Source organism: Paraburkholderia gardini, assembly GCF_907164545.1.
Taxonomy (GTDB): Bacteria; Pseudomonadota; Gammaproteobacteria; order Burkholderiales; family Burkholderiaceae; genus Paraburkholderia; species Paraburkholderia gardini.
Genome location: NZ_CAJQZB010000016.1, coordinates 40789 through 54489 on the forward strand (window position 1 = coordinate 40789; position 13701 = coordinate 54489).

Below are 13701 nucleotides of genomic sequence, written 5' to 3' on the forward strand. Positions count from 1 at the left end.
GCAAGGCAACAAATATATCGCTCCCCTACCTTGCTGGCTGCCTCCGGTTTTAACTGCACTCCCCCGTTCCGCCATCATTTCCACCAGATCGCGCAGGTTGAGCTTGTAGCGCAGGTACCAGCGAACACACAGAATGATCACCTCGCGGTCAAAGTGACGGCCTGCGAACAGTTCGTCCAGACTCTTCAGTTTGCTCATCGTCGGCTCTCAATTCGGTCAGCCCGACACCTTAACCGATTCGCCACCGCGCTATTTGCACCAGAGCCGACGCTGCTACTCACCGTGCCCAGCTGAAGCAACGTCTCGACAACTGGTATGGCTGGAGCGCAATCGATCTGGTCAGCCACACCCGGTAATCAGAAGGGATCCTACGCACTGCAGATTCGAACGGCCATCTGCCTTCAAGTTGACAAAGCCTTCCTGGCTTGGGCCTCGCTGCTTTGACGCACCGGGCGAATTCAGCGCCGAATTTGTCGCACCAGCAACGGACCGTTTCGTACGTGACCACCACGCCGCGCTCCAGCAGCAATTGCTCGACGTCGCGAAGGCTCAGGATGCACCGGAAATACCACCGAACCGCGCATCAGATGAGGACGGCAGCGTAGCGATGGTCGTGATAAAGCGATTTCGTTTTCTTCATCACATCATTCTAACGTTGGCTTCCCGTAAACCTGACAGTGCCGTCAGTTCCGATACGACGGATCGCGTCGATCGAGAAAACGCAGCATGGCCGGCCACTCCATTTCGCCGTAAGGCCGCCGCGTGGCCGGCTTGTACAAGTGGTTGGTCTTCTCGATGACGTCGTCGGTCGGGAGATGAAGTGCCTGCTGGCACGACATCGCATCGACCTGGGCACGGCATGCGTTCTCGAACCAGTAAGCTGCGTTGAACCCCTGCGCAATCGACGCACTCGCGACCAGCAGCCCATGGTTACGCAACACCATCACCTCGGCGTCCCCCAGGTCTCGTGCCAGCGATTCGCGCTCATCAAGATGCACAGCCACGCCTTGATAGTCGTGGTAAGCAACCGTGCCGAAGCGCATCGCGGTCTGCGTCAACGGCAGCAAACCGCATTTGAGCGCACCGATGGCCATGCTCGCGCGGCTATGCGTGTGAATCACGCACTTCACGTCGGGACGCGCTGCGTGCACGGCGCTGTGGATCACGTATCCGGCGCGATTGACGCCGTAGGTGCCTTCGAGCGGATTCAGCAATTCGTTGCCTTCCAGATCGATCGTCAACAGGCTGGACGCGGTGACTTCTTCATACATGTAGCCGTACGGGTTGATGAGAATGCGCTCCTCGTCGCCGGGTACGCGCGCGGTAATGTGGTTGTAGATGAGATCGCTGAGTCCGAAAAGAGGCATCAGGCGGTAGCACGCGGCGAGATTCACGCGTGTGGCCCATTCTTCTTCGGATACGAGGTCACGGACTTTCGAAAGTGCATCGGTCTTGATCAACATGGCAATGGTCCCTGAAGCAATGAGTGCGACTCTGGAAGAAATTCGAAAAAACTCAGGAAAACTGGTAAAGACGCGCGGGGTTGTCCACCAGTACCTGCTGCTGGATCGACGGGTCCGGTGCCCAGCGCATGAACGCATCGAGCAGCTCGCCATCGTCGGGCAGCGTTCCTTCGAACGACGGATGCGGCCAATCGGTGCCCCAGACGCAGCGCTGCGGCGCGTGGGCAATCAGACTCGTGGCGGCGGCATCGACGTCGTGGAACGGATACCCGGCGACCGACGAGCGGTACGCGCACACCTTGATCCACACGCGGCCGCTATCGAGCAGCGCACACAGTGCGTCGAAGGCGGGATGGCTCAGTTCCCAGTTGGCCGGAACATGACCGAGATGATCGATCACGACGTCGGTGGGCAGCGAGAGCAGGGTGGGCGCGAGCATGGGCAACGCCGTGCCGTTCACGAAGACCTGCGTGTGCCAACCTAACGGTGCAATGCGTTCTGCGAGCGTGGTCAGATGCGAGACCGGCGGGCCGCCGGGCGTCACCAGATTGACCCGGATGCCACGCACGCCCGCGTCGTGCATCGTATGCAGCTCGGCATCGCTGATCGACGGATCGATCACCGCGACGCCACGCGCGCGCTGTGGCCCGAAATGCTTGAGTGCCGCGAGTGTGCAGCGGTTGTCGGTGCCATAGACGCTCGCCTGCACGATCACCACCCGTTCGGTTCCGAGCACGCGCTGAACGTTTTCGTATTGCCCGATCGACGCCTCAGGCGGCGTGTAGGCTCGCCCGGGGCTCAGTGGAAACTCGTCATGCGGACCGATGATGTGAATATGGCAGTCGCAGGCCTTCGATGGCGCCTTTTGCATGGGATGGGTAATCGATTTCCGTGCGGCCTGACACACGGGCGGCGCGATTACTTCGGAAGACATCGAGAAAGACTCCTTGTGGCGAGTGAGCGAGTAAGCGGGTTCCGCATGGAATGCGGCGAGGGCAACGCGTTCACACGGTGAAACCGCTCTTTGCGTCGTTGTGGCTTGTCGCGACGTCCGCGTCCTGATCTTCCGGCAAGCTGCGGCCCATCGTTTCGGGGAGCGTCAGGATTGCCAGAATCATCACCGCATATGCACCGACGCCGAATATCGCAATGGCGTGGCCCAGTCCGACCTCGGCGGTCAGACGGCCGACGAGCGCAGGAAAAAGCGCACCGATGCCGCGTCCGAAGTTGTAGCAGAAGCCCTGACCCGTGGCCCTGATGCGAGTCGGAAACAACTCGGTCATATACGGTCCCATCGGCGAGAACATCATGAAGGCGCTCAGCCCGAGCGGGAAGCCGAGAAACAGCATCGTGCCGTTGCCAAACGGCACCAGCATGTAGAGCGCGAGAAGAATCGCCGCACTCACCGCGCTCACGAAAAAGGTCTTCTTGCGGCCAATCAGATCGGCCAGATAGGCGCCCAGCACGAAACCGACGAACGCGCCCGAGATCATCACAAACGTGTAGCCCGTCGTGCCGATGACCGAGAGACCACGCGTCGTTTTCAGATAGGTGGGCAGCCAGATCAGGAAGGTGTACGAGCCGCCGATCGAGCCGGTTGCCAGCGCCGAAACCCGTAGCGTCGTCAGGAGGTACTCCGCGCGGAAGATTGCGAGGAGGCCACCCATCCCGGCTTTCTCCGCGCCGCTTCGTTCCTGCGCGAGATAGAGATGCGATTCGGGAACATGCCGGCGCACCCAGAAGACCAGCAACGCGGGCGCGAGGCCGATCCAGAACAGCGCGCGCCACGCGATTTCTTCGGGCATGAACGTGAAGAACAGCCCGAACAGCAGTGCCGCGAGACCCCAGCCGACTGCCCAGCCACTCTGCACGAGACCGACGGCGCGGCCGCGATATTGCTTGCGAACCACTTCGCCGATCAACACCGCGCCGGTCGCCCACTCGCCGCCAAAGCCCAGGCCTTGAAGCGCGCGACAGATGAAGAGCTGCTCGTAGTTCTGCGTGAAGCCGCTGAGAAACGTGAAGAGCGCGTACCAGCAGATCGTGATTTGCAGCACACGTACCCGGCCGAATCGATCGGCGGCGAAACCGGAGATCCATCCGCCAATGGCGGAAAGAAGCAGCGTGACCGTACCCAGCAAGCCTGCTTGCGACGTGCTGATATGCCAGGTCAGTAAAAGAGTGGGGATGACAAAACTGAAGATCTGAACGTCTAGCGCATCGAGCGTCCAACCGAGAAAGCAGCCTGTCATCGTGCTGCGTTCGGTCTTGTTAAGGTTCTTTAACCACATGCCTGTCTCCATGGGCGTGCGCTTTCGGGAGCGCTTTTTAAATAACCCGACGCGTTTGCGACCTCGATCTATGCGCGGGTTGTGCGTCGCCGTCGCAGAACTTTGGGGAGAGAAGTCGAGTCGTCGGCACGTGAAATCGATGATACGGATTTCACGCGGCGACAACTCTCGTGGTGGAGCAATAGTTCATGGGTTGAAATTCGTTCGTGCCGCGCGGTTTTCGGCGGCGTGCCGGCGCGGCGAGTGGGCTCGCCCGCTGAGCTGTCATGCTTCCAGGGCGGCCGCTTCGATTTCCAGCGCGTCGGCAATGCGGCGAAGCCTGACCCGAAGATCCTCGACTTGCGACTCCGGCAATTGCTCGGGCTTGCCGGTGATGACGACCGCAGCGAAAACGTCTCCCGCACGATTGCGCACGGGCTGCGCGTACGCGAAAGAATTGGGCACGAGGTCGCTGAGATTGAGGCCCATTCCGTAATGCGCCGACCGCTCTCTCATTCTTTGCAGCCCGGTTAGCCGGTCGGTGCCGTGTCGCTTGATTTCCTGATCGGTATTTTCGGCGACGATCCGGCTCACCTCCGTGTCCGGCAAGGTTTGCAGCATCGCGACGCCGCCCGCGGACGTAATCAGCGGACGGCGCGTTCCCGGATGCATCATCGTGCCGGTGTGCGGCGCGGTGCCTTCCCGCACCGTGCAGACGAAATCGTTGCCGCTGCGCAGCAACAGCATCGCCACGCACGTCATTTCGTGAGCGAAAACGCGGAGGATCGTTTCGGCGCTGCGCTGAAACTGCGCATGCTCCGGCAGAGAAAGTCCGAGTTCGAAGAGCATCGGGCCCGGCAGATAGTGACGATCACCAGGACGTTGGCGAACGAGTCTTTCGTCGACCAGACGCGCCAGCGCCCGATGCACGGTCGCACGGTCTTCGTCGCACGCGGTGGCGAGATCGCACAGCCGCCAGCCGACTTCCGGCCGGCTCGCCACCATGCGCAGCACCTTGAGGCCGCGCGTCAGACTACGCGTACCGGGCCGCGCGGGCGCTTTCGATACTTCGGGACCTTGAGTACCGGCGGAAGGACGAGGCTCGCGTATCGCTCCTCTCGTCGGCTTGACTTCTGATTCGCGGGCGCAGGCTCGCATGATAGGTCTCCGAATAGGAGGGGCTGTGGCTCGACAGCGCGAAAAACCATCCACGATTCTATTTTGGCTGACCGTATTTGTTAATCGGCGCGTGGGGTATGGAAAATACTAACGGTAAGAATGACGTTGGTCCCCATTACTGCTGCGATAACGAAGCCTCCATTCACGTCGATCTGAGCGTTTCCATCAGATCCCGAACGCAGCCCGGCATGCCTTCCAGCTCGCGAACCAGCAGACTGCGCTCGCGGATCGCCCACGGTTCTTTCAGCGGGACGGTGACGATCCGCATGGTCTGACGATGACGCACGGCGGCCGACTCCGGGATGATGCCGATCCCGACGCCGGATTCGATCATCCGGCAAATCGCCTCATAACTCGACAGTTGAATACGCATCGGCAGGGTGCGGCCGAGTTCCTGGACGTGGGCCGTCACCAGGTCGAACAAGGTACTGCCTTCGCGATAGGTGATGTGCGGATAGTCGAGCGTTTCGGCGAGCGTCACGGCGGATTTGCTGGCCAGCATATGGCCTTCCGGCAGCGCGAGCAGAAGATGGTCGGTACTGGTGTGAATGACTTCGAGTCCTTGTGCTTCGACCGGACCCGCGATGAGTCCGAGGTCGGCCGATCCATCGAGTACACCTCTGACTATTTCGCGCGACAGCCGCTCCTGAAGATCGACCGTGACGGCCGGACGGCTGGCGAGAAAGCGCGCCAGCACTTCCGGCAGATACTCCGTGACCGCCGTCGTATTGGCGAATATCCGGATGTGCCCGGAGAAGCCGTTCCCGTATTCGGCGAACTCGCTTTTCACGTAATCGACCTGACGCATGATCACTCTGGCGTGCTTCAGCAGCTTCTCGCCGGCTGGCGTGAGCGTCACGCCCCGGCTATCGCGATAGAGCAGCCGGGCGTTGAGCTGACTCTCCAGCGTCTTGATTCTCGCGCTGGTCGCCGCCGCGGACAGATTGGCGCGCCGCGCCCCCTGGGTCACGCTCGACGATTCTGCTACGTGAATGAAGACGCGGATATCGGAGAGATCAAAGTGCATTCAGGGTTATGTCCTGTCGACACAGCGACGCCCGCGAACGGGCGCTAAGAGCAATGCGAGGCGCTACGAGGCACTACGGGCAAATACGGATGCGGGCACAAAACAGGCGGCGAGGGTCGCTCTTTCAGGTTTTCCGGCGTTCGGTTTTGCCGAAGCCTGGTCCCCAAAATGCAAGATTCTTCGAACACGCGGCCCATATTAGCATCACCGAACCATCCCCACCAACGGTACCGGACAACGCGGTTTCAAGCTCGGCGCGCGGAAAACAAGCGGGCCTCGCGAAGCCGTCGGCGAGCGCAAGCAAGCGCCGCATCACGCGTTGACGGTGCCCACCAAAACGGAACGACTAATGATGAATTCGGGTTTGAAAATCATCGATGCGGATGTTCACCCCTGGGTCCCTGGCGATGTCGAAGGACTCAAGCCGTATATGAGCAGGAACTGGCAGATGAAGTTCGAAGGCAAGCGCGCGATCCTGCCCGACCATCCACTGCGTCCGCCGCTGGCAGGCGCCACCTCGATCCGTCGTGACACGATGACGCCGAGCGGCGGCGTCGGCGGTTCCGACCCGTACTTCCTGCGCGAAGATCATCTGGACAAACTCGACATCGAATACGCAGTACTGTCGTCGATCCAGGCCGGCAAGCTCGTGGCCTTGCCGAATGCGGGAGAAGCAGTCGTATTGGCTCGCGCATTCAACGACTATTTCATCGACAAATGGCTGAGTGTCGACGAGCGCTTTCGTCTCGCTATGTGCGTTGCCGCGCACAACCCGATAGAAGCCGCAAAAGAAATCCGCCGAATTGGTGGACGCAAAGACGTCGTCGCGGTCTTTCTACCGCTGATCAATACCTTGATGGGTAATCCGTACTATTACCCCATCTACGAAGCTGCCGAAGAATTCGGCTTGCCCATCTTTCTTCACCCGACCGGCACCGAAGGCGCATTCCAGACTAGCGTGTCGTTCGCGGGCGGCGTGCCCAGTAGTTATATCGAGCGGCATTCGTGCTTCCCACAAATTGCCATGGGCAACATCACGAGCCTGCTATTCGAAGGAGCGTTCGTGCGTTTTCCCAGGCTGCGAATCCTCGCCGCCGAATTCGGCTTCAGCTGGGTGCCGCATATGCTCTGGCGCTTCGATCAGAACTGGCGGCAATTCCGGCGCGAAGTCCCCTGGCTGGAGAAAGAGCCCAGCAGTTACGTGCTCGATCGGGTTCGCTTCACCAGCCAGCCATTGGAAGAGCCGGAAAAGGACGAGTTCCTGCTGCAGATTCTGGAGATGGTCCACGCGGAACGGACGATTCTGTTCAGCACCGACTACCCGCACTGGGATACCGATTATCCGCAAACCACGTTTCAGCGCTTGCCCGCGGCCTTGAAGCAACGGATCTTCCACGATAACGCGGCGGAACTGTTCAGCCTGAAATCCACTATCGACTCTGGAGTCAGCAATGGAGCATAAAGTCGCCCACCTGGATGAACTTCCCGAAAACAACGCGTTGACGCTCGATCTGGATGGACGCCCCATCGGCGTGTTCAAGGTCGGCGCCAAGGTCTACGCGGTGAAGAACCTGTGTCCGCACAAGCGCGCGCCGCTTGCGCTGGGGACTCTCGAAGGCACCATGCTGCCGACACCCTGCGCGGGCGAGTACCTCTATGGCATGGAAGGGCAGGTTCTCAAATGTCCGTGGCATGGCTGGGAATTCGATATCGAAACGGGCGAGTGTCTGTTCGACGTCAGCGAAAGCCGGATCAAAACCTATCCGGTTTCCGTTCGGGACGGCGACGTGTACATCGACGTTTAAAGCTCGCCGCCGACGCGGCCTTCCACTCGATCGAATCAGCGCGGGCGGCGATCCCATCGCCTGGCAAAAAGCTTTAAAACTCAGGAGTCCATCATGAAAGAAGCAAAGCAAACCGAAAAGTTCGAACGCGGCCTGGCCACGCGGCGCGCGGTGCTCGGGGATGAATACGTCGCGAAAGCGCTCGATAAAGCGACGGAATACAACTGGCCGATGCAGCAACTCGTCACCGAATACTGCTGGGACGAAATCTGGAATCGTCCCGGACTCAGCAGGCGCGATCGGTCGCTGCTCAATCTCGGCATGATTTCCGCACTCGGCCGCATGACCGAATTGAAAGCGCATGTGCGCGGCGCGATCAACAATGGCTGGAATAAGGAAGAGCTGCGCGAAGTGTTCATGCAGGTGATGGTCTATTGCGGGGTGCCCGCAGCAGTCGATAGCTTCCGCGTGGTGCAGGAAGTGATCGGCGAAATGGAAGCGTCGGGCCAGGCATGAAGACGCTCCTGATCAACGGCGACTGGTGCGCGGCCGACGATGGCCGCACGATCGACGTGGACGATCCGGCGAGCGGCGAAGTCTTCACGCAGCTCAGTCGAGCCACCGCCACCGACGTCGATTCGGCCGTGCGCGCCGCGCGCAACGCGTACGTCAACGAATGGAGCCGCTGGAGCGCCACCGAGCGCGGACGACTCCTCGCGCGGATCGGTGAACAGATCCACGCCAACGCGCAGGAGATCGCCGAGATCGAATCACGCGATACGGGCAAGCCGCTTCACCTCGCGCGCAACGACATCGCCGTGCTGGCCCGCTATTTCGAGTTCTATGGCGCCGCCGCCGACAAGCACCACGGCGAAGTGATCCCCTATCTGAACGGCTTCAACGTTCAGGTCGTTCACGAGCCGTTGGGCGTCACCGCGCACATCATCCCCTGGAACTATCCGTCGCAGATGTTTGGCCGCACCGCGTGCCCGTCGTTGGCGGCGGGCAACGCGCTCGCCGTCAAACCGTCCGAAGAAGCGTGTCAGTCGGTGCTGTTCATCGCGCGCCTGATGCAGGAGGCGGGTTTGCCCGATGGTGTACTCAACATCGTGACGGGCTACGGCAACGAAGCGGGCGCCGCGCTTGCGAGCCATCCGGGTATCGACCTGATTACGTTCACGGGGTCGCCGGCCGTGGGCGCGCAGATCCAGGCCGGCGCAGCGCCGAACAACGTGCCGTGCGTGCTCGAACTCGGCGGCAAGTCACCGCAAATCGTATTCGCCGATGCCGACCTGGAGAAAGCGGTGCCAGCGATCGTCGGCGCAATCGTGCAGAACACCGGGCAGACCTGTTCCGCCGGCAGCCGTCTTCTGATTCAGCGGCCGGTGTACGAGCAGGTCGTGCAGCGCGTCGCGGAGGCGATTTCGAAAACGCGTACCGGGATGCCCGACTCGCAGGCCGATTGCGGCCCGATCATCACGAGGGCGCAATTCCGCCGGCTCAATGCTTTGCTGGAACGCCTCGATGCCTCGGGCGTGCCGCGCATCGCGCAGGGCAAGGTGGCCGATGTGCCGCAAGGCGGCTTCTTTATTCCGCCGATGCTCTATGGCCCGGTTCCTCGCGATCACGAACTCGCCAATGCCGAGGCATTTGGGCCCTTGCTCGCGGCGATCCCGTTCGACGACGAACAGGATGCGATGGCACTCGCAAATGCCACCGAATACGGACTCGTCGCGGCGATCTGGACCGAGAACGGCGCGCGGCAACAGCGGCTCGCGCGCGCAGTGCTCGCGGGGCAGGTCTATATCAACTGCTATGGCGCGGGCGGCGGTGTGGAGCTGCCGTTTGGGGGCCGCAAAAAGAGCGGCTATGGCCGCGAAAAAGGCTTCCACGCACTCGACGAATTCACCACGACCAAGACCATCGTGAACCGGTTCGGGACGTGAATGGCGCCGCGCGGCGATTCCTGTCGCGGCAGTTCGCTTGCGCATCATTGCTGTGGAGAGGAAACCCGAATGAATGGAAGCGTCGTTATCGTCGGATCGGGACAGGCCGGGGTGTCGTCGGCGTTCAAATTGCGCGCGCTCGGCTACGGCGGGAAGATCACGCTGGTCGGCGAGGAGCCGGTTCATCCGTATCACCGGCCGCCGTTGTCGAAGAAGTATCTGACCGGCGAGGCGGATGCCGGGCGGCTCTTTATCAAGGACCCGTCCCTGTACGAGCGCGAGCGGATCGAGCTGCTCATCGATCGTCGCGTCGTCGCGATCGATCGCGGCACGAAGCGCGTCGTGTTCGCGGACGGCGCCTCGCTCGCTTACGACGCGCTGATTCTGGCGACGGGCGCACGGCCTCGCTGCCAGCCGTCCGAACTCGGGGGCGGTGCGCCGAACGTCCACACCTTCCGTACCCTGTCCCACGCCGACCGTCTGCGCCATGACATGACGCCCGGCGCGAACCTGCTCGTGATCGGCGGTGGTTATATCGGGCTCGAAACGGCGGCGGTGGCGAGAGGCCTCGGCATGCAGGTGACGGTCGTCGAACGCGACGAGCGGATTCTCGGGCGTGTGGCGTCCGCCGATACCGCCGCGTATTTCCGGAGACTTCACCAGGAAAGCGGCGTGCGGATTCTGGAAGGCGTGAGTCCGACGCGACTCGAATGTGACGACACGGGCGCGGTCAAAGTCGCGCATCTGTCGGATGGCACCGCGATCGAAGTGGACGTCGTGGTGGTCGGTATCGGCGTGACGCCGGAGACCGCTCTCGCGGAGCAGGCCGATTTGCGGGTCGACAACGGCATCGTGGTCGATCACGCAGGACGGACCAGCGACGCCGCCATCTATGCGGCCGGCGACTGCGCGCGCTTTCCGTACGAGGGCCTGCTGATCCGGCTCGAGTCCGTGCAGAACGCGGTCGACATGGCGGAGATCGTCGCGCGCTCGATCGTCGGCGAGCCCGTCGAATACCGGTCGGTGCCGTGGTTCTGGTCGGATCAGTACGCCACGCGGTTACAGATCGCCGGCCTGAATCTCGGCTACACGCACGTGGTCGTTCGCCAGGGAACGGGGGCGGCGCTGTCCATCTGGTACTACGGTGGCCCGCGTTTTATCGCCGTCGATGCGATCAACGACGCAAAGGCCTTCATGACCGGCAAGCAGTGGCTCGCCACCAGGCGCAGTCCCGCCGCCGCCGAAATCGCTGATGCAACGATCGGCCTGCAGGCGGTGTCGCTGTCCGAAGAACACGCATTCATCAATTAAAGCGGGAGCACGCTATGCCCACTATTGTCTTTATCGAACCGGACGGCCAGCAACGGGAAATCGCGGCGAACGTCGGTCAGTCCGTGATGGAAGTCGCGGTTCAGCACGGCGTCAGAGGGATCGACGCGGATTGCGGCGGCGCCTGTTCCTGCGCCACCTGCCACGGTTATATCGATGCCGCGTGGCAGGAGCGGATCGCGCCCGCCGACGACGTGGAAGTCGACATGCTCGGTTTTGCGTACCTGCGCGAAGAGACCTCGCGACTGACCTGCCAGATCATAGTGACCGACAGTATGGACGGCCTGCTGATCAGATTGCCGTCGTCGCAAGCCTGACGACGCCCACTATCCAATTCATCTCCGGACAATCATGAACGAACGCATCGCAGTCGTCGGGCTCGGGCAAATGGGCGGACGCATCGCCAGAAGGCTCGTGCAACAGGGCCACAAGATCGGGGTCTTCGACACGGACCCGGGCCGGGCTGCGGACCTCGCGGCACTGGGTGCCACGTCCTACACGGACCTGCACAGTCTCGCCGCGCGGCACGACGTGGTACTCACAGTGCTGCCCGATGCGTCGGCTGTCAAAGCGGTGGTGCTCGGCGAGGGCGGCCTGTCGGGCGGCCTGGCCCAAGGCAGTTTGCTGATCGACATGACCAGTTCGGTGCCGTCGGTCACGAAGGACATCGCCAGTACGCTGGCGCAAGCCGGCATCCGGATGCTCGACGCGCCGGTGAGCGGCGGCGTGCAAAAGGCCGAGGTGGGCGCGCTGACGATCATGGTCGGCGGAGACGCAGCGGTGCTTCAGAAAGCGCTGCCCGTGCTGCAAGAGATCGGCACGCAGATCTTTCACGTCGGCGAGATCGGCGCCGGCCACACCACCAAGGCGCTGAACAATCTGATCACCGCGACGACGCTGGCAATCACGTCGGAAGCGATGGCCTTAGGTGTGAAGCTCGGGGTCGATGCGCAGGTTCTGCTCGACGTCATCAACGCGGGCAGCGGCCGCAGCGCGTCCAGCGAAACCAAGTTTCCGCAGCAGGTTCTGTCGAGAAAGTTCGAGCGCGGCTTTTCGATGGCGCTGATGTGCAAGGACGTCGGCATTGCCCTCGCGATGGCGCGCGACGCGAACTCTCCCGCGCAGGTCTCCTCAGCCGTGCATGGACTCTGGCAGCTCGGTGTCGAGCAAGGCCACGGCGACATGGATCACACCGCGATCGCCGTGGTCGTCGAACAGATGGCGGGCGTTCGGATTGGCGCCGCGCAGTGAGTCGATGCTCGTCCTACGCCACGCGATCAAGCAGGAACCACGCACTCACGGACGCCACCTCGACATCGCATGAATAGCCGCTCGCTTCCTCTGCCACAGACCGACGCCGCGCTGCCGCGGTCGGCCGAGCCGCTCCGGCATACGCACGGGTACACGCGGCGGCGCGGCTTCCCGCTCGACGCGTTGCCACGCCTGCGCGCGCGCTGGTTTTCGTTTCTCGGCGCGGGCGCGCTGGTCGCGGTCGGCTACATGGACCCGGGAAACTGGGCCACCGCGCTGGCGGGCGGCGCGAAATACGGCTACCAGCTGCTGAGCGTCGTGTTCGCTGCCAGCTTGATGGGGATGCTGTTGCAATGGCTCGCGTCGAAGGTGGGTGTCGTCACCGGCAAGGACCTCGCGCAGCTGTGCCGCGAGCGCTACAGCCGCCGTACCGCGATTGCTTTGTGGACGGGCTGCGAAATCGCGATCATCGCCTGCGACGTTGCCGAGGTGGTGGGCAGCGCGGTGGCGTTGCAATTGCTGCTGGGGGTGTCGCTCGACGTCGGCGTGATGATGTCGGCGGTCGGCACCTTCGCGATGCTGGCGTTGCAGCGCGGCGGCCAGCGTCCGTTGCAGATCGTCGTCACCGCGCTGATTTTTTTCGTCGCGTTCTGCTTCGTGGCCGAGCTGGCTCTGGCCCATCCGTCATGGCATCGCGCGCTGGCTGGCATGACGCCGCCGCTCGGGTTGCTGCGCGACTCCGGCATGATCTGGCTGGCCGCCGGCATGCTGGGCGCGACGGTGATGCCCCACAACCTCTACCTGCATTCGGCGCTCGTCAAGAAGCACGCGCAGAGTGGCGACGACCGCGCAATCGCGCACGCAATCCGGGGCGTCAACGTCGATACGTTCGCATCGCTCGGTCTGGCTTTTCTCGTCAATGCCGCGCTGCTGATCGTCGCGGCAGCCACCTTCCACGCGACGGGGCACGTCGACGTGAACGATCTCGCCGAAGCGCATCGCCTGATTGCGCCGTTGGTCGGCAGCCACTGGGCCGGGGTCATTTTCGCGGCGGCGCTGCTCGCGTGCGGACTGAACGCGACGGTCACCGGCACGCTCGCCGGACAGACGGTCATGGAAGGCTTTCTGCGCATGCGAAGCGCGCCGTGGGCGCGCGCGTTGCTGACCCGGCTGCTCGCAATCGGCCCGGCGTTGCTCGCGGTCAGCGCGTTTGGCGAGCACGGCTCGAATCAATTGCTGGTCGCCAGTCAGGTGCTGCTCGGCATGCAGTTGCCGTTCGCGGTGATTCCCCTCGTATGCTTCGCGTCCGATGCGGGATTGATGGGGCGCTTTCGCGTGAAGGGTGTCGCGCTCGCGCTTGCCTGGATGTGCGTCGCGCTCGTCGTCGGGTTGAATCTTGCGCTGCTCTGGCAGGTCGTGGCGGGGTAGTCACGCGCGCAACGGGACGATCAG

General features: G+C 62.5%; 13 protein-coding genes and 3 pseudogenes. 9 read left to right on the forward strand and 7 right to left on the reverse strand.

What is annotated here, in order from left to right:
* Positions 1–51 precede the first annotated feature (51 nt).
* A pseudogene (locus tag LPA37_RS13260) lies at positions 52–198 on the reverse strand (IS6 family transposase); the annotation flags it as partial.
* Between the two features lie 62 nt (positions 199–260).
* Between LPA37_RS13260 and LPA37_RS27975 the strand changes: the two are divergent.
* Positions 261–356: pseudogene (locus tag LPA37_RS27975) on the forward strand (IS6 family transposase); the annotation flags it as partial.
* 92 nt (positions 357–448) lie between these two features.
* Here the strand turns inward: LPA37_RS27975 and LPA37_RS13265 are convergent.
* The 6 genes and pseudogenes from LPA37_RS13265 to LPA37_RS13290 all read right to left on the reverse strand — a co-directional run.
* Positions 449–640, reverse strand: a pseudogene (locus tag LPA37_RS13265) (IS6 family transposase); the annotation flags it as partial.
* Between the two features lie 43 nt (positions 641–683).
* Positions 684–1463: a class II aldolase/adducin family protein gene (locus LPA37_RS13270; RefSeq protein WP_229012800.1), complete on the reverse strand. Its 780-nt coding sequence runs from the start codon at positions 1461–1463 to the stop codon at positions 684–686.
* Positions 1464–1515: 52 nt separating this feature from the next.
* Entirely contained in the window at positions 1516–2397 is an 882-nt protein-coding gene (locus LPA37_RS13275) for an amidohydrolase family protein (RefSeq protein ID WP_229012801.1), read from the reverse strand.
* A gap of 70 nt (positions 2398–2467) precedes the next feature.
* Positions 2468–3754 (reverse strand): MFS transporter, encoded by a 1287-nt coding sequence (locus LPA37_RS13280; protein WP_229012802.1) that lies wholly within the window; start codon positions 3752–3754, stop codon positions 2468–2470.
* Between the two features lie 264 nt (positions 3755–4018).
* Positions 4019–4891: an IclR family transcriptional regulator gene (locus tag LPA37_RS13285; RefSeq protein ID WP_229012803.1), complete on the reverse strand. Its 873-nt coding sequence runs from the start codon at positions 4889–4891 to the stop codon at positions 4019–4021.
* A gap of 163 nt (positions 4892–5054) precedes the next feature.
* Positions 5055–5939 carry a LysR substrate-binding domain-containing protein gene (locus LPA37_RS13290; RefSeq protein ID WP_229012804.1) on the reverse strand — a complete coding sequence of 295 codons (885 nt, stop codon included), beginning with the start codon at positions 5937–5939 and terminating at the stop codon, positions 5055–5057.
* Positions 5940–6303: 364 nt separating this feature from the next.
* Here LPA37_RS13290 and LPA37_RS13295 point away from each other — a divergent pair, with 364 nt between their 5' ends.
* From LPA37_RS13295 to LPA37_RS13330, 8 genes are all read left to right on the forward strand, one after another.
* Complete coding sequence (locus LPA37_RS13295) at positions 6304–7401, forward strand: amidohydrolase family protein (RefSeq protein ID WP_229012805.1); 1098 nt, start codon at positions 6304–6306, stop codon at positions 7399–7401.
* Entirely contained in the window at positions 7391–7744 is a 354-nt protein-coding gene (locus LPA37_RS13300; protein WP_229012806.1) for a Rieske (2Fe-2S) protein, read from the forward strand. Before LPA37_RS13295 ends, LPA37_RS13300 begins: the two co-directional genes overlap by 11 nt.
* Positions 7745–7837: 93 nt before the next feature.
* A complete protein-coding gene (locus tag LPA37_RS13305) occupies positions 7838–8239 on the forward strand; it encodes a carboxymuconolactone decarboxylase family protein (protein WP_229012807.1) in 402 nt (133 codons plus the stop codon).
* Positions 8236–9669 carry an aldehyde dehydrogenase family protein gene (locus tag LPA37_RS13310; RefSeq protein WP_229012808.1) on the forward strand — a complete coding sequence of 478 codons (1434 nt, stop codon included), beginning with the start codon at positions 8236–8238 and terminating at the stop codon, positions 9667–9669. The genes LPA37_RS13305 and LPA37_RS13310 overlap by 4 nt, the downstream gene beginning before the upstream one ends.
* A gap of 69 nt (positions 9670–9738) precedes the next feature.
* The gene (locus LPA37_RS13315; protein ID WP_229012809.1) at positions 9739–10980 is read left to right on the forward strand and encodes an NAD(P)/FAD-dependent oxidoreductase; all 1242 of its coding nucleotides are present in this window, start codon (positions 9739–9741) and stop codon (positions 10978–10980) included.
* 14 nt (positions 10981–10994) lie between these two features.
* Complete coding sequence (locus LPA37_RS13320; protein ID WP_229012810.1) at positions 10995–11315, forward strand: 2Fe-2S iron-sulfur cluster-binding protein; 321 nt, start codon at positions 10995–10997, stop codon at positions 11313–11315.
* A 31-nt stretch (positions 11316–11346) separates the two neighbouring features.
* Entirely contained in the window at positions 11347–12249 is a 903-nt protein-coding gene (locus LPA37_RS13325; protein WP_267478175.1) for an NAD(P)-dependent oxidoreductase, read from the forward strand.
* Between the two features lie 69 nt (positions 12250–12318).
* Positions 12319–13677: an Nramp family divalent metal transporter gene (locus LPA37_RS13330; protein WP_229012812.1), complete on the forward strand. Its 1359-nt coding sequence runs from the start codon at positions 12319–12321 to the stop codon at positions 13675–13677.
* The last annotated feature ends 24 nt before the right edge of the window (positions 13678–13701 follow it).

Excerpts from the sequence above, each read along its gene's own strand:
- LPA37_RS13270 (WP_229012800.1), bottom strand. The coding sequence starts at position 1,463 with ATGTTGATCAAGACCGATGCACTTTCGAAAGTCCGTGACCTCGTATCC.
- LPA37_RS13275 (WP_229012801.1), bottom strand. The coding sequence starts at position 2,397 with ATGTCTTCCGAAGTAATCGCGCCGCCCGTGTGTCAGGCCGCACGGAAA.
- LPA37_RS13280 (WP_229012802.1), bottom strand. The coding sequence starts at position 3,754 with ATGTGGTTAAAGAACCTTAACAAGACCGAACGCAGCACGATGACAGGC.
- LPA37_RS13285 (WP_229012803.1), bottom strand. The coding sequence starts at position 4,891 with ATGCGAGCCTGCGCCCGCGAATCAGAAGTCAAGCCGACGAGAGGAGCG.
- LPA37_RS13290 (WP_229012804.1), bottom strand. The coding sequence starts at position 5,939 with ATGCACTTTGATCTCTCCGATATCCGCGTCTTCATTCACGTAGCAGAA.
- LPA37_RS13300 (WP_229012806.1), top strand. The coding sequence starts at position 7,391 with ATGGAGCATAAAGTCGCCCACCTGGATGAACTTCCCGAAAACAACGCG.
- LPA37_RS13305 (WP_229012807.1), top strand. The coding sequence starts at position 7,838 with ATGAAAGAAGCAAAGCAAACCGAAAAGTTCGAACGCGGCCTGGCCACG.
- LPA37_RS13310 (WP_229012808.1), top strand. The coding sequence starts at position 8,236 with ATGAAGACGCTCCTGATCAACGGCGACTGGTGCGCGGCCGACGATGGC.
- LPA37_RS13315 (WP_229012809.1), top strand. The coding sequence starts at position 9,739 with ATGAATGGAAGCGTCGTTATCGTCGGATCGGGACAGGCCGGGGTGTCG.
- LPA37_RS13320 (WP_229012810.1), top strand. The coding sequence starts at position 10,995 with ATGCCCACTATTGTCTTTATCGAACCGGACGGCCAGCAACGGGAAATC.
- LPA37_RS13330 (WP_229012812.1), top strand. The coding sequence starts at position 12,319 with ATGAATAGCCGCTCGCTTCCTCTGCCACAGACCGACGCCGCGCTGCCG.